At 68.5% G+C, this 18,051-nt stretch carries 13 protein-coding genes; 7 read left to right on the top strand and 6 right to left on the bottom strand.

All coding sequences use genetic code 11. From position 1 onward, the window contains the following. Nucleotides 1-154: 154 nt before the first annotated feature. Together FNH13_RS04555 and FNH13_RS04550 are read left to right on the top strand one after the other, a co-directional pair. On the top strand, nucleotides 155-604 hold the full coding sequence (locus tag FNH13_RS04555) for a hypothetical protein (RefSeq protein ID WP_143782380.1): 450 nt from the start codon (nucleotides 155-157) through the stop codon (nucleotides 602-604). 7 nt (nucleotides 605-611) lie between these two features. Next, nucleotides 612-2,270: a DNA repair helicase XPB gene (locus FNH13_RS04550; protein ID WP_143782379.1), complete on the top strand. Its 1,659-nt coding sequence runs from the start codon at nucleotides 612-614 to the stop codon at nucleotides 2,268-2,270. Here the strand turns inward: FNH13_RS04550 and FNH13_RS04545 are convergent. Then, nucleotides 2,222-2,923 carry a phosphatase PAP2 family protein gene (locus FNH13_RS04545; protein ID WP_143782378.1) on the bottom strand — a complete coding sequence of 234 codons (702 nt, stop codon included), beginning with the start codon at nucleotides 2,921-2,923 and terminating at the stop codon, nucleotides 2,222-2,224. The two genes, FNH13_RS04550 and FNH13_RS04545, sit on opposite strands and share 49 nt — an antisense overlap. Before the next feature lie 106 nt (nucleotides 2,924-3,029). On the opposite strand from FNH13_RS04545, the gene FNH13_RS04540 reads away from it, so the two are divergent. Both FNH13_RS04540 and FNH13_RS04535 read left to right on the top strand, forming a co-directional pair. Beyond that, nucleotides 3,030-3,743 (top strand): response regulator transcription factor, encoded by a 714-nt coding sequence (locus FNH13_RS04540; protein ID WP_143782377.1) that lies wholly within the window; start codon nucleotides 3,030-3,032, stop codon nucleotides 3,741-3,743. Nucleotides 3,744-3,748: 5 nt separating this feature from the next. After that, entirely contained in the window at nucleotides 3,749-5,218 is a 1,470-nt protein-coding gene (locus tag FNH13_RS04535; RefSeq protein ID WP_143782376.1) for a sensor histidine kinase, read from the top strand. A 17-nt stretch (nucleotides 5,219-5,235) separates the two neighbouring features. Here the strand turns inward: FNH13_RS04535 and FNH13_RS04530 are convergent, their stop codons facing one another. The 4 genes from FNH13_RS04530 to FNH13_RS04515 form a co-directional block, all read right to left on the bottom strand. Beyond that, nucleotides 5,236-6,492, bottom strand: coding sequence for an RNA polymerase sigma factor (locus FNH13_RS04530; protein WP_143782375.1), 1,257 nt, complete (start codon nucleotides 6,490-6,492; stop codon nucleotides 5,236-5,238). An 89-nt stretch (nucleotides 6,493-6,581) separates the two neighbouring features. Then, nucleotides 6,582-6,932 (bottom strand): YciI family protein, encoded by a 351-nt coding sequence (locus tag FNH13_RS04525; protein WP_143782374.1) that lies wholly within the window; start codon nucleotides 6,930-6,932, stop codon nucleotides 6,582-6,584. Continuing rightward, nucleotides 6,929-7,282, bottom strand: a complete 354-nt coding sequence (locus FNH13_RS04520) for a YciI family protein (RefSeq protein WP_143782373.1) — start codon at nucleotides 7,280-7,282, stop codon at nucleotides 6,929-6,931. Before FNH13_RS04520 ends, FNH13_RS04525 begins: the two co-directional genes overlap by 4 nt. Next, nucleotides 7,279-7,662 (bottom strand): YciI family protein, encoded by a 384-nt coding sequence (locus FNH13_RS04515; RefSeq protein WP_143782372.1) that lies wholly within the window; start codon nucleotides 7,660-7,662, stop codon nucleotides 7,279-7,281. The genes FNH13_RS04520 and FNH13_RS04515 overlap by 4 nt, the downstream gene beginning before the upstream one ends. A 297-nt stretch (nucleotides 7,663-7,959) precedes the next feature. Here FNH13_RS04515 and FNH13_RS04510 point away from each other — a divergent pair, with 297 nt between their 5' ends. The 3 genes from FNH13_RS04510 (at nucleotide 7,960) to FNH13_RS04500 (ending at nucleotide 12,102) form a co-directional block, all read left to right on the top strand. Next, the gene (locus FNH13_RS04510) at nucleotides 7,960-9,099 is read left to right on the top strand and encodes a S1C family serine protease (protein WP_143782371.1); all 1,140 of its coding nucleotides are present in this window, start codon (nucleotides 7,960-7,962) and stop codon (nucleotides 9,097-9,099) included. 84 nt (nucleotides 9,100-9,183) lie between these two features. Continuing rightward, nucleotides 9,184-11,316 (top strand): HelD family protein, encoded by a 2,133-nt coding sequence (locus tag FNH13_RS04505; RefSeq protein WP_143782370.1) that lies wholly within the window; start codon nucleotides 9,184-9,186, stop codon nucleotides 11,314-11,316. 72 nt (nucleotides 11,317-11,388) lie between these two features. Beyond that, the gene (locus FNH13_RS04500) at nucleotides 11,389-12,102 is read left to right on the top strand and encodes an HD domain-containing protein (protein ID WP_143782369.1); all 714 of its coding nucleotides are present in this window, start codon (nucleotides 11,389-11,391) and stop codon (nucleotides 12,100-12,102) included. A 70-nt stretch (nucleotides 12,103-12,172) separates the two neighbouring features. Here FNH13_RS04500 and FNH13_RS04495 read toward each other — a convergent pair whose 3' ends face one another. Then, entirely contained in the window at nucleotides 12,173-17,887 is a 5,715-nt protein-coding gene (locus FNH13_RS04495) for a peroxidase family protein (RefSeq protein ID WP_143782368.1), read from the bottom strand. Nucleotides 17,888-18,051 lie beyond the last annotated feature (164 nt).

The following is an 18,051-nucleotide window of genomic DNA, read 5'->3' as shown; positions in this document are numbered from 1 at the left end:
CGGACGCTGGCTCGATATGAATTCCGAGAGCTCGGTCGCAACCTGGTACAACATTATGTTGCTGGGCCTCGTCGCTGCTCTGGCCGCCCTCGCCGCAATTGCGTCCGCGGAACCACGCACCAGGTTGGCCTGGGGAACATTGGCGGTGTTGGTCATGCTCCTGAGCATTGACGAAAAGGTGCAGATCCACGAGCAACTTCCCGACCTTCTGGGGATGACCCGAGGCGACATGGTCACCCACGAGTGGGTGATCCCGGGCACCATCATCGCCGGGCTTGGCGGGGTCGTCCTCCTCTACCTGTTCCAGGCTCTGGAGCGGCCGGTTCGCCGTGGCCTGCTCGTCGCGGGCCTGGTGTACGCGGCCGGGGCGATCGCTGTCGAGGCAGTGACCGGACTCGCGACCCGCACGCTTGCCCTCGACCACCCGGCCCGGGCAGCCTTCCCCGTGTGGGAGGCCCTCGAGGAGTCCTTGGAGATGGTGGGCTGCATCCTCGCGCTCGGCATGATTGTCGACTACCTGCTCCGCACGGGGGTGTTGATCGTGCGGCCTCCCGAGACGGAGACGCGCACTCCCGGGAATGCGGTCGGGGCGTTCTACCGTTGACCCCACGATGAATGGCCCACTGATTGTCCAGTCCGACAAGACCCTGCTCCTGGAGATCGACCACCCGGACTCTGCCGAAGCGCGACGTGCCGTCGCGCCCTTCGCCGAGCTCGAGCGCGCCCCCGAGCACGTGCACACCTATCGCATCACCCCCCTGGGGCTGTGGAACGCCCGGGCCGCTGGGCACGACGCCGAGCAGGTCGTCGACGCCCTGGTCACCCACAGCCGCTATCCGGTGCCCAACGCGCTGTTGCTCGACATCGCCGAGACGATGGACCGCTATGGCCGGCTCACCCTGGAGAAGGACGACTCCACCGATCCCGGTCGGTTGCTGCTGCGCACCACCGACCGCGCGGTGCTGGAGGAGATCCTGCGGCACAAGAAGATCACGCCGCTGATCGGGGAGCGACTCGACCCGGACACCGTCGTCGTGCACTCCTCCGAGCGCGGCCACCTCAAGCAGGAGCTGATCAAGGTCGGCTGGCCGGCCGAGGACCTGGCGGGCTATGTCGACGGCGAGAAGCACCCGATTGACCTGTTCCAGGAAGACTGGTCGCTGCGGCCCTACCAGCAGCAGGCTGTCGACGGCTTCTGGGACGGCGGCTCCGGGGTCGTCGTGCTGCCCTGTGGCGCGGGCAAGACCCTCGTCGGCGCCGGCGCGATGGCCAGGTCCGGCACCACGACGTTGATCCTGGTGACCAACACGGTCTCGGCCCGCCAGTGGCGCGCTGAGCTCCTGGCCCGCACCTCCCTCACAGAGGACGAGATCGGCGAGTACAGCGGGGCCCGCAAGGAGATCCGACCGGTCACCATCGCGACCTACCAGGTGCTCACCACCAGGCGGGGCGGGGTCTACAAGCACCTCGACCTCCTGGACGCCCGCGACTGGGGACTCATCGTCTATGACGAGGTGCACCTGCTCCCGGCCCCGATCTTCCGGATGACGGCCGACCTGCAGGCGCGTCGCCGACTCGGGCTGACGGCGACGCTGGTGCGCGAGGACGGCCGGGAGTCGGAGGTCTTCACGCTGATCGGTCCCAAGCGCTATGACGCTCCCTGGAAGGACATCGAGGCGCAGGGTTATATCGCTCCGGCCGACTGTGTCGAGGTGCGGGTCACCCTGTCGGACTCGATGCGCATGGCCTACGCCACCGCCGAGCCGGACGAGCGCTACCGGTTCGCCTCGTGCGCGCCCGCCAAGGACCGGGTCGTAGAGGAGCTCGTGGACAAGCACCGGGGGCAGCAGACCCTGGTGATCGGCCAGTACCTCGACCAGCTCGCGCAGTTGTCAGAGCGGCTCGATGCACCGCTGATCACCGGCGAGACGACGGTGACCGAGCGGCAAAAACTGTTTGCTGCCTTCCGCACCGGTGAGATCAGCCTCCTCGTGGTCAGCAAGGTCGCGAACTTCTCGATCGACCTGCCAGAGGCCTCCGTCGCGATCCAGGTCTCCGGCACCTTCGGCTCGCGTCAAGAAGAGGCCCAGCGCCTCGGTCGGGTGCTGCGTCCCAAGGGCGACGGCCGGACCGCGCACTTCTACACGATCGTCTCCCGGGACACCGTGGACGCGGAGTTCGCTGCCCACCGCCAGCGTTTCCTGGCCGAGCAGGGTTATGCCTATCGGATCGTCGACGCCGAGGACCTGGGGATGCTCGACCCGGTCTGACGGCGCTGGGTCAGCGCCCGGTCCGTCTCGACGACCAGACGCAGGAGGAAACCACCAGCCAACAGACCGCCCAGCAGGTCGGTCGGCCAGTGGAACCCCAGATAGAAAGCCACCGCGATCGAGCCGGTCGCGATCAGCGTCACGACCCAGAAGGTCCGGGTCCGGCTCCGGGTGTCGGGATGGGCGTAGGTGCGCAGGAGATAGGCCGCGGCGCCATAGATGAGCACCGCCTCGGAGGCGTGCCCCGAGGGGTAGGCCATGCCATACCAGCCGTGCTCGAGGAAGCCACCGGAGAAGAACTCTCCGTCACCCACGGCCGGTGAGGACCGCGCGAGGACCAGCTTCAGTCCCCCGATCCCGGCATAGAAGGCCACCTCCGCGGCCCCCGCGATCACGATCGGGTGCCAGGTCCGGTGCCGCACCGCCAGCCAGATCGCGACGGCTGCCAGCACCGGCAGGCACACGGCCTGGCCAGCGACAGCGTTGGGGAAGGCGTCCAGGAAGTCGTGCCAGTTGGGTGTGTAGCGTCGCGACCAGTAGGCCTGCAGCTGATGGTCCAGCCCACGCAACGGCCCCGTGGCCGCCAGCACGGTGACCAGCACGAAGGCGACTCCCAGAACAGGCAGAGAGGTCAGCTTCGGCAGGCGATCCATCAGGGCTGCATCGTATGCCGAAGCCGCCACCCTGACTCCTCCGCGAGAACGACAGTCCCAGCACTCTGTCAGGAATCTCCCAGGCTTTGGTCACACACTGGTGCCTATGAGCACACCCGAGGCCACTCTGCTTGTCGTCGAGGACGAGACCAACATCCGCGAACTGCTCACCACGAGCCTGAAGTTCGCCGGGTTTGAGGTCTACTCCGCCCCCGACGGCAACACGGCGATGCACCTGGCTGAGGAGCACGACTTCGACCTGGCGGTGATGGACGTCATGCTCCCGGACATGGACGGGTTCACGGTGACCCGCAGGCTGCGCGACCATGGCCGAGACCTGCCGGTCCTCTTTCTCACCGCCCGCGACAGCCTGGATGACAAGGTCAAGGGCCTGACCGTCGGCGGCGACGACTACGTCACCAAACCCTTCAGCCTCGAGGAGGTCGTCGCCCGGATCCGGGCGGTGCTGCGACGCACCCAGAACGCCGAGCCCGAGGACGAGGACACCACCTTGCGGGTGGCCGATCTGGAGCTCGACGAGGACCGCCACGAGGTCATCCGTGCCGGGCGGGTCATCGACGTCTCCCCCACCGAGTTCAAACTGCTGCGCTATCTCATGCTCAACGTCAACCGGGTGCTGTCCAAGGCGCAGATCCTGGACCACGTGTGGGACTACGACTTCCGCGGCGAGATGGGCATCGTGGAGTCCTACATCTCCTACCTGCGGCGCAAGATCGACACCGAAGGCGAGCCACTGATCCACACCAAGCGCGGCGTCGGCTACGTCCTGCGTGAGCCACGCGGCCCCCAAGGCTCCTGACCGTCGTGGGCTGGCTCGGGACCTCCCGCCGGTCCGCCGTGACGGCGCTGCACAACCTGTCCCTGACGGCACGGCTGGTGACCGTCGTCGTCATGCTGGTGCTCACGGCATACGTCATCACCACCGCCTTGACCGCCACCCTGCTGCGGGACTACCTGACGGACCGGACCGACGCCGACCTGAAGGCCTACATCGAGCCGCTTGCCAAGCAGGCCTACTCCCGGCTCGGTGGCCAGCAGCCCACCGACGTCGTCGTGCCGAACCCCTACTACCTGCGGATCACCAGCCCCTCCGGTGTGGCCTATGCCAACCGTGCCTTCGGCAACGAGCAGATCCCCGACATCGGTGAGATCCCGGTCGATGACCCCCGGATCGGTGAGGAGCCCTTCACGGTCGACTCCCAGGACGGTGACACCCAGTGGCGGGTCCTGCTGGCCGGCTACTCCAGCCAGCAGGGAGAGGGGACGGTGGCCGTCGCCCTACCACTGTCACCGGTCACCAACACGGTCCAGAAGCTGCTGGCACTGACCACCGTCGTCGGACTGTCCACCCTCCTGGCAGTGGCCCTGATCAGCTGGTTCGCCGTGCGCCGCGCCTTCCGGCCGCTCACCCGCATCGAGGACACCGCGGCCACCATCGCCGCCGGCGACCTCACTCGCCGCATCCCCGAGCGCAGGGCCAACGACGAGGTGGCCTCGCTGTCCGACTCGTTGAACGCGATGCTCACCCAGATCGAGCAGTCCTTCGCCGTGCGCGAAGCCTCCGAGGCCCGCATGCGCCAGTTCGTCGCCGACGCCTCCCACGAGCTGCGGACGCCGCTGGCCACGGTCAAGGGCTATGCCGAGCTCTATCGCGTCGGCGGCGTGACCCAACCAGAGGATGTTGCGGGTGCCATGCGACGCATTGAGGACGAGTCCTCCCGCATGGCACGGCTCGTCGAGGACCTGCTGCTGCTGACCCGTCTGGACACCACCCCGCACCGCCCGATCGACGACGTTGACCTGACCGTGGTCGCCAACGACGTGGTGCAGGACGCCCGCGTCCGGGCGCCGGAGCGGACCATCTCGTTGCGACGTCTCGGCCCGGCCAACGGCCCGGTGGTGGTGCCCGGCGACGACTTTGCACTGCGCCAGGTGCTGACCAACCTGGTGGCCAACGCGGTCTCCCACACCCCGGCAGACAGTTCCGTCGAGGTCCTGGTCGGTCAGATCGCGGACCGGGCGGTCATCGACGTCACCGACCACGGCCCGGGCATCCCGCCCGAGGCTGCGGCCCGGGTCTTCGAGCGGTTCTACCGCGCCGACCCCTCCCGCTCCCGCGGTCCGGGGCGCGGCGGAGGCACCGGCCTGGGCCTGTCGATCGTCGGCTCCATCGTCGTCCGTCACGGGGGAACGGTCAGCCACCGCCCCACCCCCGGGGGCGGAGCGACCTTCCGCGTCGAGCTGCCGCGTCGAGCGCGTCCGGCGACCGACTGACTCTGGCGAGCGCTGGGTCACCCGCCCTCATCGTGGGACGAGAGGGCAGCCACCTGGTCGCGCAGGTGGGTGAGCTCGGTCTCGTTGCGGCACAGGCCGATGGCCTCCTCGAAGGCGTCCCTGGCCTCGACGAGCCGACCCGACCGGACCAGCAGCGCGGCCCGCACCGAGGCGGGGCGGTGACTGCCCGGCATACGGATTTCCTCGAGAGCAGTCAGACCGGCCTGCGGGCCCAGCGCCTCGGCCACCGCTACAGCCCGTGCCAGCTGAGCAGCGGGTGAAGGGGCGATCTGCAGGAGGGTGTCGTAGTGCTCGACGATACGGTCCCAGCGCGTCTCCTGGGCAGTGGCCGCAGTGGCATGCTCGGCCGCGATCCGGGCCTGCACGACATAGGCCGCAGCCTGTGGGCTCAGCACACGGGCGGGTCCCAGGGAGCGGAGCAGCTTCAGGCCCTCTGTGATCTCCTCGGCGTGCCAACGGGACCTGTCCTGGTCGGCGAGCAGGACGAGCGTGCCATCGGGGCCGACCCGCGCGTCCCGCCGCGAGTGCTGCAACAGCAGCAGGGCCAGGAGCGCGACCAGCACCGGCTCGGCGGGGCGCAGGGCGAGCACCACGCGCACCAACCGGACGCTCTCCCCCGCCAGCTCAGCGCGCAGCAGGTCCGGTCCGCTGCCCGGGGCATACCCGGCCGTGAAGGCGAGGTAAGCGGTCTGGGCGACAGAGTCCAGCCGGTCCGGGAGCGCTGCCGGCCCCGGCACCGTGAACGGGATGGCATCCGCGACGATCTTCTTCTTGGCCCGGGTGATCCGAGCCGCCATGGTCGGCTCCGGCACGAGAAACAGGCGCGCGACGTCATGGGTGCTCACCCCCAGGACCAGCCGGAGCGCCAGGGCGCTGGCTCCCTCGGGGCCGAGCGCCGGGTGGGTGCACATCAGGACCAGGCGCAGCACGTCGTCCTCGAGGAGGTCTCCGGTGTCGACCATCGTGCTCGCCCTCTCCTGGCCCCGTTCGGCCTCGGTCACCAGCAGGGGCGCGCGGCGCTGGTGCATCGCCTCGGCCCGCAGCCGGTCCAGCACCCGTCGGCTGGCGACCCTGTGCAGCCACCCCGCCGGGTTGTCCGGGACACCGTCGGCGGGCCAGCGTCGGGCCGCAGTCTCCACCGCGTCGCCGAGAGCGTCCTCAACCAAGTCCAGGCGGCGATAGCGCGCGAGGAGCAGGGCGATCAGAGCGCCCCACTCCTCGCGCACCACGCGCTCGAGTGCCTCGCTGCTCACGTGATGGTGATGGCGGGGCGGACCTCGTCGGTGATGCTGCTCCAGTCCGTCGGCTCATAGGCGATGAGGATCAGATAGCGCTGCACCGCTCACATCTCCTGGACGGGATTGATCTGCATGTCGTAGGCCGGAAGCACCGCGAGCAGCTCGACGAGCACCTCGCGGTCCGGCACCTCGATGAGATAGAAACCGCCGAGTCCCTCCACGGCCTCGGCATAGGGCCCGTCCGTCATCGTGAGCCTCCCCTCGCGGGTGCGCACGGTCGAGGCGCCGTCTCCATCCTGCAGCGCCTCGCCGGCCAGGATGGTCACGCCCTCGCGGGCGGCGCACGCCTGGCCGAAGGCACCGAACTTCTCCATGAGGACTCCCTGCTCCTCCGGAGTCTGCTCGTCCCAGGACTTCTCGGCACCGTCTGCCATCAGCAGGACCACGAACTTCATGGCGCCTCCGCCTCCCCGATCGGGCTGATCTGCAGGTCATACGGTGGCAGGAGCTCGGTCAGCTCCAGGAGCGTGTCCAGATCAGGCGTCTCGATGACATACAGCCCGCCCAACTGCTCGATGGCCTCGGCATACGGTCCCTCCGTCACGCTGCGCTTGCCTCCGCGGGTCCGCACGACAGTGGGCACACCATCCAGGGCCTCCCCGGTGAGGATGCGCACACCCTCGCGGACCGCGCACGCTGCGCCGAAGTCGTCGTGCTGCTGCATCGCCGCGGCCTGCTGCTCGGAGGTCTGCTCCCCCCAGGGCGGCATCTCACCCTCGGACATCAAGAAGAGTGCGACCCTCATGACGCACTCTCCTGCGCCGAGGCCGCCCGCTCCTCGGGCGCCACGGTGCGGCGGATCTCGACCCCATCACCCAGCGCCGCGATGATCTTGGCGCACTCGGTCAGGTCGTCCAGGTCGTCGGTCTCGACCAGATAAAAACCGCCCACGTGCTCGGCGGTCTCCGCGAACGGTCCCTCGGTCACGACCTGCCCACCGGGCTGGACGGTCCGCGCCTCCGTCGTCGGGTGCAACTCTGCCCCGCCGGTGATCCGGTGTCCCCGTCGGGTGAGCTCCTCGCCGAAACGGGTGTACTCGGCATACCCGTCCGCCCGCTCCTGCCGGCTCATCGTCGACCACCAGCGGTCGGCGTCGCCGACGATCACCACCATGTATTCGGTCATGTCCCGATCCTTCCTCGTCGGGGCCGGCGCCGCTCGCCGACCCGGGCCGCGGTCGCGACCTCACTCCCATGACGGCCGAGACACCCGTAAATCGACAACACCTCAGACCTGGCACTGCTCTCGGCCCTGTGCGCGGGATACTTCCCTCTCGCACTGACGACACCCGTGCTCGGGAGCAGGGGGGGCCGCCATTCACAGGAAATCTGCAGGACTGTCACAGCCTCCGTAGATGTCGGCGTAGTTGTCTTGTCTCATCCCCGCACACGGGCACCACGCACGACACGAAGGAGCAGGACCATGGGCAAGACGAACCCGACCATCTGGACCCAGGTGACGGCGGTGGGCCTGCTCTCGGCGATTCTGGCCTCCGGCGGGACGTATGCCGTGGTGCAGGCCTCCCGGGACGATCAGCCCGTGGTCGTCCAGTCCTCCTCCGGCCCCTCCACCAGCTCGGCCGCCCCGGCGTCCTTCTCCCCGTCCACCGACTGGGGTGGGGTCGCCGCCAATGTCACGCCGAGCGTGGTGGCGATCAGCGTCTCCTCCGGCACCGGTGGTGGGGCCGGCTCGGGAGTGGTGTGGGACTCCTCCGGCCACATCGTGACCAACGCCCACGTGGTGGCCGGAGCGCAGGAGGTGCAGGTGACGCTGGCCGACGGCCGCACCTATGACGCCGAGATCGCCGGGTCCGACCCCTCTACCGACCTGGCCGTGCTGACCCTGACCGATCCTCCTGAGGACCTGCACCCGATCACCACCGGTGACGATGAAGGATTGGCCGTGGGCGACCCGGTGATGGCGATCGGCAACCCGCTGGGGCTCAGCGGCACCGTGACCACCGGCATCGTCAGTGCACTGGACCGGCCGGTGACCACCGAGGCCGCCAGCGAGGGTGGCGCCCAGCCCGGTGCGGTGCGGCAGGCTGAGCCGGTCGTCACCAACGCGATCCAGACCAGTGCCGCGATCAACCCCGGCAACTCTGGCGGAGCCCTGGTCGACGCCGCCGGCGCACTGGTCGGCATCAACTCCTCGATCGCCACGATGGGCGGTGCCATGGGCGGGCAGAGCGGCAACATCGGCATCGGCTTTGCGATCCCGGTCAACGAGGTGTCCTCGATCGTGGGCCAGCTCATCGAGGACGGGACCGCCGAGCACGCCTTCCTGGGCGTGGGACTCACGGACGCGACCGCCGAGAAGGACGGCGCGACCCTGCACGCGGCGGGCATCGCCCAGGTGGAGCCCGGGTCACCCGCCGCGGGTGCCGATCTCGCCGAGGGCGACGCGATCACGCAGATCGACGGCGAGCGTGTCAACGGCTCCCTCGCCCTGGTCGCCCAGGTGCGCCAGCGTTCCGCCGGGGACGAGGTGCAGCTGACCTACCTGCGCGACGGCGAGGAGCACGAGGTGAGCGTGACCCTCGACGCCCGCGCCGACAGCTGAGTCGGCACACCTCGTTCTGGCCACCTCGGATCGGTTAGGGTCGCTCTTCTCCCCGTCCCCTCCCCGATCCGAGGTGGCCTACCCATGTCCGAGCACTCCCACCCTCCAGATCCCTCGGCGGCACACGCCGCCCCGCCCCAGCAGTCCGACAGCGAGCTGGCCCGCGAGCAGGACTACCTGATCTCCGCCCGCGCCGAGATGGCGCGCATGCGCGAGCACACCCTGGGCCTGCAGGCCCAGGCTGGCGACAAGATCGCCGGTGAGCACCTGGCCCACACCCTCTGGCGCCGCGCCCAGTCTCTCGTGGACGACCCGGGCGGCACCCTCTTCTTCGGACGCATCGACACCCTCAGCAGGCAGCACGGCACCGAACGGCACTACATCGGACGACGTCACATCTCTGACGCCGACGGCGAGCCGGTCGTGGTCGACTGGCGCGCCGACGTCTCCACTCCCTTCTACCGAGCCTCCCCGCGAGAGCCGATGGGAGTCAGGCTGCGCCGCCGGTTCGGTGTCGACCGCGGCCAGCTCACGGCATACGAGGACGAGCACCTCTCCGATCCCCAGGCGGAGGACCTCAGCGGACAGCGCCACAGCCGCATCCTGGCTGCTGAGATCGAGCGCCCCCGCTCCGGTCCGATGCGCGACATCGTGGCCACCATCCAGCCCGAGCAGGACGAGATCGTCCGCGCTGACGTGGGCACCACCATCTGCGTGCAGGGGGCTCCGGGCACCGGCAAGACCGCGGTGGGCCTGCACCGCGCCGCCTGGCTGCTCTACTCCTACCGCGACCGGCTCTCCCGCACGGGCGTGCTCGTCATCGGGCCGAACCGCGCCTTCCTCGAGCACGTGGGGGCGGTCCTGCCGACCTTGGGTGAGATCGAGGTGGGGCACACCACCGTGGAGGAACTCACCGGTCGCTCGCATGGCACGGAGCCGGCCGAGGTCGCCACCCTCAAGGGCGACGCCCGTCTCGCGCAGGTGCTGCACCGGGCCGTCTGGTCCCAGGTGCAGCCTGCGAGCGAGCCTCTGGTCGTGCCCCGCGGCTCGCGCCGCTGGCGGGTGCCGGAGTATGACGTGCAGCAGATCCTCGACGAGCTCACCTCCCGGGGGGTGCGCTATGACGCGGCGCGCCAGATGCTCCCTCGCCGGCTCGCGCACGCGGTGCTGGTGCGGATGGAGGGCTCCGGCGACACCCCGGACGACCGGGTGCAGGATGCGGTGGCCCGGAGCAAGCCGGTCAGAGACTTCGCCAAGACCGTCTGGCCGGTCCTCGACCCGCCCGCGGTCCTCTTCGGCCTGTGGTCCGACCCGGCGGCACTGGCCGCGGCCGCCGACGACCTCCTCACCGGGGACGAACAACGGATCCTGCTGTGGGAGAAGGCACCCCGCACCAGGGGAGCCGCGCGGTGGACACCGGCCGACACGGTCCTGCTCGACGAGATCGGTGACATTCTGGAGCGCACCACCAGCCTCGGACACCTCATCGTGGACGAGGCGCAGGACCTCTCCCCCATGCAACTGCGGGCGGTCGGACGTCGCGCGTCCACCGGGTCGCTGACGGTGCTGGGCGACCTGGCCCAGGGCACCACCCCCTGGGCCACCCGCTCCTGGACCGAGTCGTTGGAGCACCTGGGCAAGGCCGGGGCACACGTGGAGGAGCTCACCCGCGGCTTTCGCGTGCCCGCGGCGGTCATCGAGTATGCCGCCCGCCTCCTGCCCCACATCGCCGCCGGACTGGCGCTGCCGGAGTCGGTCCGCTCCAACCCCGGTCGCCTCGACCTCCTCTCCGCCGACGGCAGGCTGCTGCCGGCCACGGTGGCCGCGGTCCGCTCATCACTCGAGGGCGCTCCTGGCACGGTCGGGGTCATCGTCAGCGACACCTCCCTCACGTCGGTCGCCGGTGCCCTGCAGGAGGCTGGCATCCGGCACGCCACGGTGGGCGGCCCACCACCGGGCCCTGGGACGGACGCTGGGACGGACGCCGAGACGGACGCGATGGAGGTCTCCGAGGCCCGTGTGCAACTGGTCCCGGCGACCCTGGCCAAGGGTCTGGAGTTCGACCAGGTCATCGTGGTGGAGCCGGCCGCGATCGTGGCGGCCGAGCCGGACGAGCGGACCGGGCTGCGCCGTCTCTATGTCGTGCTGACCCGAGCCGTCTCCGGCCTCACCGTGGTGCACGACGATCCTCTTCCGGCAGCCCTGCGGGAGAACTGACCGGGTGCCCCCAGCACCTCGTGGGCACACCGCGTCCGGGTGGGGGGCGGGTCGCGGGGGCAGACTGGTGGGATGACCTCCCTGCCGCCACCTGAGTCCGAGCGCTCCCGCGACACGAGCCTGAGCGCCTCCTGGCACGGTGACCTGCAGGTCCTGGCGCCAGAGGCGCCCGCGTCCCTGCGCACCGGCGAGGTCGAGCTGCTGCTGAGCCGCTGGTCCGAGCCGCAGCGCCGCTACCACACGGTGCAGCACCTGGTCGAGGTCCTGCAGGCGATCGAGGGGCTCGCCGCTGCAGGGGAGGTCGACACCGTCGGTGCCCGGCTAGCCAGGGTCGCGGCCTGGTATCATGATGTCGTCTACGACCCACGGGCCGCGTCGGGGAGCAACGAGCACCGGAGCGCCGCCCTCGCGCGCGACCACCTCAACGCTCTCGGCGTGGCACGAGGCAGCGTGGACGTCATCGAGGCACTGGTCCTGATGACCCTCGACCACGACGCGAGCGCTGGCCCAGCCGCGCTGGCGAGCAGACGGCATACGGTCGAGGTGCTGCACGACGCCGACCTGTGGGTGCTCTCCGCCCCCGTCGCCCGCTATCGGGAGTATGCGCGCCAGGTCCGGGCCGAGTATGCCCACGTGCCGGACGACCTGTTCACGCACGGAAGGTCCGCGATCCTGTCCCAGTTCCTCCAGCGGGAGGACATCTACCGCACGGGGCACGCTCGCAGGCACTGGCGGGCGCAGGCGCACCGCAATCTCACCACCGAGCTCGCCCGGTTGCGCGCCTGATCCGTGGGCCGGGACGCCACGAGGCCCGCCGCTGGTGTGCGGCGGGCCTCAGGATCACGGGACCTTGGCGCTACAGTCCCAAGCCGACCGGGTTGGTCGGAGGCGAGATCAGCGTCTCATCCGTACCCTGGTCGTCGGTGTAGGACACCTGGACTCGGATCTGCTTCCCCGCGTCGGCGGCCTGCACCGTGTAGCCGAGGAGGAAGGTCTCCGGGGTGACCCTGGTGGCGACGACGTCGTAGGTGGCGAAGCTGTCGCTCGACGTGTGCCACTCATACGTCATGCCGCCCTCGACCGACTCCTCCAGCCCGTCGTCGTCGTGGAAGCCGCTCGGCACCAGGGCCGAACCGACGACGGGGTCGAGGTTGTTGATCACCAGGCCGGAGGGGTCGTCGTTGATGTTGACGACTGCCTGGTTGGTCGGCCCACCGACCACCTCAGAGGCGATCTGCCTGAGCACACCGTTGTCATCCTCGAAGGTGACCACCACCCGCAGAATGGCACCGGCCTCGCCGTCACCCGGGATGAAGGTGTCCACCCGGCCGTTCGGCTCGTCCGGCAGCGAGTCGCCCGAGGAAGCCGGGTCCCACGCCTCGCCGACCTCGCCGGCCTGCCAGTTGAACCTGATCGCGGTCGGGTTCGCGACCGTGGGGTTGTTGTCCTCGTCCTCGAAGACGACCGTGGCGATGATCTCCTCATCCTCCGTGGGCGGGTTGATCTGCCCTTCGAAGGTGATGTGGCCCAGGGACGGGCAGGCCTCGAGGTTCTCCGTGTCGGGGCTGAGGATGAAGCACCCTCCGCCGCCGAACTGGACAACCTCGATGTTGTTGATGATGTCCTGTCCCTCGCTCTCCTCGAACTCCGCACCACCGATGTGCACGACCTCGTAGTAGTTGTCGTGGAGGTGCTTGATGGTGTAGTTGGGCTCACCTGCCTCATTGAGGAACGGGTCCTGGTAGATCGCCGTGTCGGTGGCGCTTTCGGCCCCCGCGTCGACCACAATCTCGCGGTGCATGGTGATCTGGCCAGGATCGATGGTTCCGTTGAAGACACCCGCCTTGAGCTGGCTGGCGCTGTTATAGCGGACGCCGTTGTACTCCAGCTGGACACGGATGGCCGCATCGCCGTCGATGTAGTCGTCACCGAAACGACCCTCCATCACGTCACTCCCGGCACCGCCGAAGAGCAGCGTGCTGACTCCGTCGGTGTCCTGGCGCAACGGGTTGTCGACCAGGAACCTCAGGGCATAGTCCTGCTCGGCGGCTGGTGGCCGCAGCAGCTCCTCCAGCCCATCGATCAGGTCCAGACCGTCCTCGGTCATCAGGTTGACGTCGTCGGCGGCCAGGTCGTCCGGTGAGACTCCCAGACCTCGGATGACGTCGTCGCCCGCACCACCGGAAAGCGACTCCACCTGCAGGAACCGGTCCCGGATCGCGGTGACGTCCGGAGGCTGGAGCAGGTTGAAGTTCAGGTCGGCGTCGACACCCTGGCTCGCGCCGTCGTAGGTGACGTAGTCGAACCCGAACATGCCGTGGTAGCGGTCCGTGCCGCCGACGCCGCCGACCATGATGTCGTCACCGCCCTCGGCGTCCATGTCATCAGACCCTGGACCACCGATCAGGATGTCGTCACCGCCGTTGACGTCGTTCTGGAACTGCTGACCGTTGTCACCCATCAGCAGGTCCGCGTGGGGTCCGCCCTCTAGCCAGTCGTCACCCTCATTGCCGAACGGGTTGTCCCGGCCGGTTCCACCAAGGAAGATGTCGTTTCCGGTCCCGAGGAAGCCCGATGCGCCATTGGCATTATCGCTCGTCTTGGTCACGAAGTCATTGCCCGAGCCACCAAGCAGCAGGTCGACTCCGGGCCCACCATCAATGGCGTCGTTGCCCTGAGCGCCCTTGATGTTGTCGTCACCGAAGGAGTCGGTGATGATGTCGTGGCCGGGGCCGCCGACGATGGTGTCATTGCCCGAGCCTCCTCGGATCCGGTCGTTGCCGCCATAACCCCAGATGGAGTCATCGCCCTGGCCGCCCTGGATGTTGTCATCCAGCGCTCGGTGACCATGGATCTCGATGTGCTCGTCACCGTCCCAGAGCCACATGCTGCCGACCTGCCGCAGGCCCGCAGGCAACGGACTCGGAAGGTTTTCGAGGTCCAGGTAGGGGTCGTGCTTGGAGAAGATGTCACCCGGCAGCAACGACGCGTTCGTGTTGCGCTGGATCAGCGACGAGAATGAGTTGGCCTCGAGTGCCCCAAACAGTTGGTTGCCCTGGTTGCGGAACAGGTAGTAGAAGCGGTCACCGAACTGGAGGTCCTCCAACTGCTGCTCGAACACGTGGTTAAACGTGCTGCCGAGCATGCCGCCGAAGGGGTCCAGCGCCTCGGCGAGGCCACCGGTCCAGAAGTCGACCTCCTCCAGACCAGTCGTCGCGATGCCACCAGACGCGTTGGCCCAGGCACCCTGACTGGTCATGAAGTCCTCGCGGTCGCCCGGTGGCACCGCGTCCGGGAACAGCGCCTCCACGAGGGCTTCCTGGATCGCGGTGATCACACCCGTGCCACCCAGGATGACAACCCGGTTCGGCTCCAGACGCACCAGCTCGGCACCCGTCACGGCCGGCAGTGCGTCCGAGCGGGGCATGAGCAGGATCGGTGCGCCCTGCAGCCCGGCGATCGGAGCGGCCGCCAGGGCGTCCGGGAAGTCCTGCCCGGTGGCCAGGTAGGCGTTGCCGCCGACCGTGGCGAACGACTGACTGATGTTCACGGCCGTCTCGTAGCGGTTCGCCCCGGACAAGCGGACGATCTCGCCGCCCGGCTCCAGATAGCCGGACAGCGCCGCGGCCACGGTCGGGGAGATGACTCCCTCGCCACCGAGCAACACGATCTTGCTCGGCGTGAGTCGCGCCAACTCCGCGCCGGTCGCCCCAGGAACACCCGTGTCGCTGACCAGCAGCATTGGGGCACCCTCGGCAGCCGCCGCCGCTCCACCGGCGAGAGCATCGGTGAACGAGACTCCGCTGGCGATGTAGACGGCGTCGGCAGTCGGGAAGGCTGCCTGGCTGACGGCTGCAGCCGTGGCATAGCGGCTGGAGCCAGAGACCCGGTCGACCGTGTTCGTGGTCGTGTAGGTCTCGAGCGAGTTAGCCACCTGGTCCGAGATCACCGAACTGCCGCCCAGCACCACGATCCGCTCCGGCTTGAGCCGGAACAGTTCCAGTGCCGTCGCCGCCGGGATGGAGTTCTGCGCCACGAAAAGGAGTGGAGCATTCTCCGCTGCCGCAGCAGGTCCCGACGCGAGAGCGTCGATCGGGCTGGTGGAGTTGGAGACATAGACCACCGGTGCCGTGAGGTAGTGGGAACGGCTGATCTGGGCAGCCGTCTCATACCTGTTGGTCCCCGAGATCCGGTCCACGATGTCAGTCGTCGCGACGCCGTTGACCAGGACCTCAGCCGCCTGCCGACGCCCGATCGTCGAGGTCTGTGCCTCGATGCTCGGGTGTGTGCCGTAGGCGGCCACGAAGTTGACCAGGGAGCTGGTGCTGTCGCCACGCCCGAAGTTGTTGCCATTGCGCAGGGCCAGTCCGAAGTCCTCCCAGTCCGTGTAGGGCTGCAGGTTGGGGTTGCCGGTCTCGGCGTAGAAGGTGCGGCGCGCCTGCTGCAGCGTGGGCATGCCGGTGTCCCGGCCACGGATGATGTTGATCGTGGCCAGGTCGAGCGGCAGCCCGAGCAGGCTGTTGCGCAGCGTGCTGGTCACCAGTTCGTCGATCTGGTTGGCAGCCTGGTTGGTCGTGCCGTTGACGATGGCACCAGCCGCTTCCTCGGAGGACATCAGATCGCCCGGGGCACACTCGTTGTTGATGTCCGGTTGGACCCGGCAGTGGAAGGCGACAGGGTTGAGGAATCCGTCGAGTAGGAGCGCCGATTCGGCACCAAAGCCCTCACGGTGGATGTCCTCGGTGAGCATCGAGTGCCCGAAGCGGTAGACCACGTGGGCGAACTCGGCGCGGATCGAGGCGTTGATCGTGCTGTCGTAGGCGTTCTCGTTGAACACGACAGCATCGATCTGTGGCTGCACCGTGCGGGCGAACTCCTCGAACACCAGGTGCTGGTACTGCATCTCGTTGGCGAATCGCGCGACCTGGAAGAGGCGCTCCTCGTAGCTCCAGTCGTCTACCTCACCACTGGTCTCAAAGGCAGCCTTGAGGTCCTCGTTGCCGGGACGGTTGAGGATCTCCTCCGCGTGGTCATAGAGCCGGTTGTGCTCGGCGTGGAAGACGTGGTGCACGGCGGTCAGACCGATATTCTCGTTGCCGCGCCCGTCTCCGGTGATGAAGTGCTCGCCGAGCAGGACGTTGTCGTAGCCGGGCAGGTCCGGGTCGGTGCCCGGCTTCGGGACGGCACCATTAGCGATGTCGTCCAGGAAGGCCTGGTCGGCCCTGAGCGCGTCGGCAGTAGACACCGGAGCGGCCGGGTTGCCCTCCACCACGCCGGTGTCGGTCATGAGCTGCGGGTAGCCGTTGTCACCCGGCACGAAGTTGCCGTAGTAGTCGACAACCACCTGGGGCACCGCGAGCACGTCCTCGTCCACCAGCTCGATGCCGAGTTCGGTGCGTGCCTGCTCCTTGATGTCGTCCCAGGTGGCCAGGCCGTCGCGGACCCCGTCACCATCCTGGTCGTCACCGTTGAGGAGGCGGCCGGTCGCGTGCAGGTTGCCCTCCGCTCCGCCAGCGTACTCACGGAGGAAGACCTGGTGGGACGGGTGCGAGGTGTAGGTCTGGTTCTGGTCAACCCACGGCGTGGTCCGGTTGGCGTGCTCGCGCACGTCGTCAGCCGTGCCGATGCTCTCATCCGGGCCGGCCAGGTTGGTCGCCCGGGTGAGCGCCATGAAACGCAACTCCGCAGGAGTGGTCGCCCAGAGCGGGTCGTCCTCGGCCATCGGCACGATGATCGTGCCGTTGCCACCCTTGTTGACCTGGTCCAGGCCGTGGTCAAAGAACTGACCGAAGAAGACGAACCACATGTTGACCGGGGCGGACAGACCCTCATCGGCGGTGGTGTTGGGCAGGTAGAGCTCACCGGTGTCGGGGTCGATCTCCGCGTCGGGGTTGTCCGCGGCAGCATCCAGGACCGTGGGGTTGGCGGTCGAGTTGTCCACGATCAGGTTGCTGATCGTGCGAGCCTCCGCGTCGTAGACGAATCCGGAGGTCTGCTCATAGCACGTGTTGGTGCCCTCACAGACTGCTGTCGCACCGGGTGGGTTGGGCGGCGCCGGGGGCGCCGCGGCCTCTCCCGCCTGCCGCCAGTGGATCGGCACGAGCCGGGGCATGAGCTGGTTGGACCTGCCCCAGTCGGTGTTGAACTCCAGGTTGTTGAAGGAGCCGTCCACGGTCCGCAGACCGTGCGGCAGCATGGGGTCCCGCACGCACTTGCCACTCGTGTCAGTCTTGGTCGGGCACAGCAGGGAGTAGCCCGTGTCACTAGTGATCTGCGCGTAGGCGTGCGCCTCGGAGATCTCGATCTGGGCGAGGATGAACTCCAGGTCGCTCTCGATCAGCTCGAAGGCAGGATCCTCGTCGGTGGCCATCGGAGCGAAGTCCTCGGCCACCGCCAGGGTGGGGTTCGGCGCGGCAGGTTGCGGCGCTGCGGCCGCCGCGGGGACGGCGATCATGGCCCCCACGGCGATGACGCTCACGGCCGTCCGACGACGGCGCGTGGGCAGTGAAGTGAAGCAGAAGAACGCGATAGCGACGCCCACGAGCGTGAGCAGTCCAACCACCGCTGGCATAGATAACACAGTGATCTCCCCTCAGGGTAAGGCCCTAGTCACGTAAGGGCTCGCCCTGAGTTTGGCCTAACTGTTACCCAAGTCACAAGGGTTTCTTCAAGAAAAGTTCATCGAATCTTCATGTCCCCCCAATTTTTGGTTCACAATTGGCCGAGAGCGTCCCC

Source organism: Ornithinimicrobium ciconiae, assembly GCF_007197575.1.
GTDB lineage: Bacteria > Actinomycetota > Actinomycetes > Actinomycetales > Dermatophilaceae > Ornithinicoccus > Ornithinicoccus ciconiae.
This window is presented reverse-complemented; position numbering and strand designations above follow the sequence as displayed.

Coding starts and splice junctions, on each gene's coding strand:
- FNH13_RS04555 (WP_143782380.1), top strand. CDS start 155: ATGCTCCTGAGCATTGACGAAAAGGTGCAGATCCACGAGCAACTTCCC.
- FNH13_RS04550 (WP_143782379.1), top strand. CDS start 612: ATGAATGGCCCACTGATTGTCCAGTCCGACAAGACCCTGCTCCTGGAG.
- FNH13_RS04545 (WP_143782378.1), bottom strand. CDS start 2,923: ATGGATCGCCTGCCGAAGCTGACCTCTCTGCCTGTTCTGGGAGTCGCC.
- FNH13_RS04540 (WP_143782377.1), top strand. CDS start 3,030: ATGAGCACACCCGAGGCCACTCTGCTTGTCGTCGAGGACGAGACCAAC.
- FNH13_RS04525 (WP_143782374.1), bottom strand. CDS start 6,932: ATGAAGTTCGTGGTCCTGCTGATGGCAGACGGTGCCGAGAAGTCCTGG.
- FNH13_RS04520 (WP_143782373.1), bottom strand. CDS start 7,282: ATGAGGGTCGCACTCTTCTTGATGTCCGAGGGTGAGATGCCGCCCTGG.
- FNH13_RS04515 (WP_143782372.1), bottom strand. CDS start 7,662: ATGACCGAATACATGGTGGTGATCGTCGGCGACGCCGACCGCTGGTGG.
- FNH13_RS04510 (WP_143782371.1), top strand. CDS start 7,960: ATGGGCAAGACGAACCCGACCATCTGGACCCAGGTGACGGCGGTGGGC.
- FNH13_RS04505 (WP_143782370.1), top strand. CDS start 9,184: ATGTCCGAGCACTCCCACCCTCCAGATCCCTCGGCGGCACACGCCGCC.
- FNH13_RS04500 (WP_143782369.1), top strand. CDS start 11,389: ATGACCTCCCTGCCGCCACCTGAGTCCGAGCGCTCCCGCGACACGAGC.
- FNH13_RS04495 (WP_143782368.1), bottom strand. CDS start 17,887: ATGCCAGCGGTGGTTGGACTGCTCACGCTCGTGGGCGTCGCTATCGCG.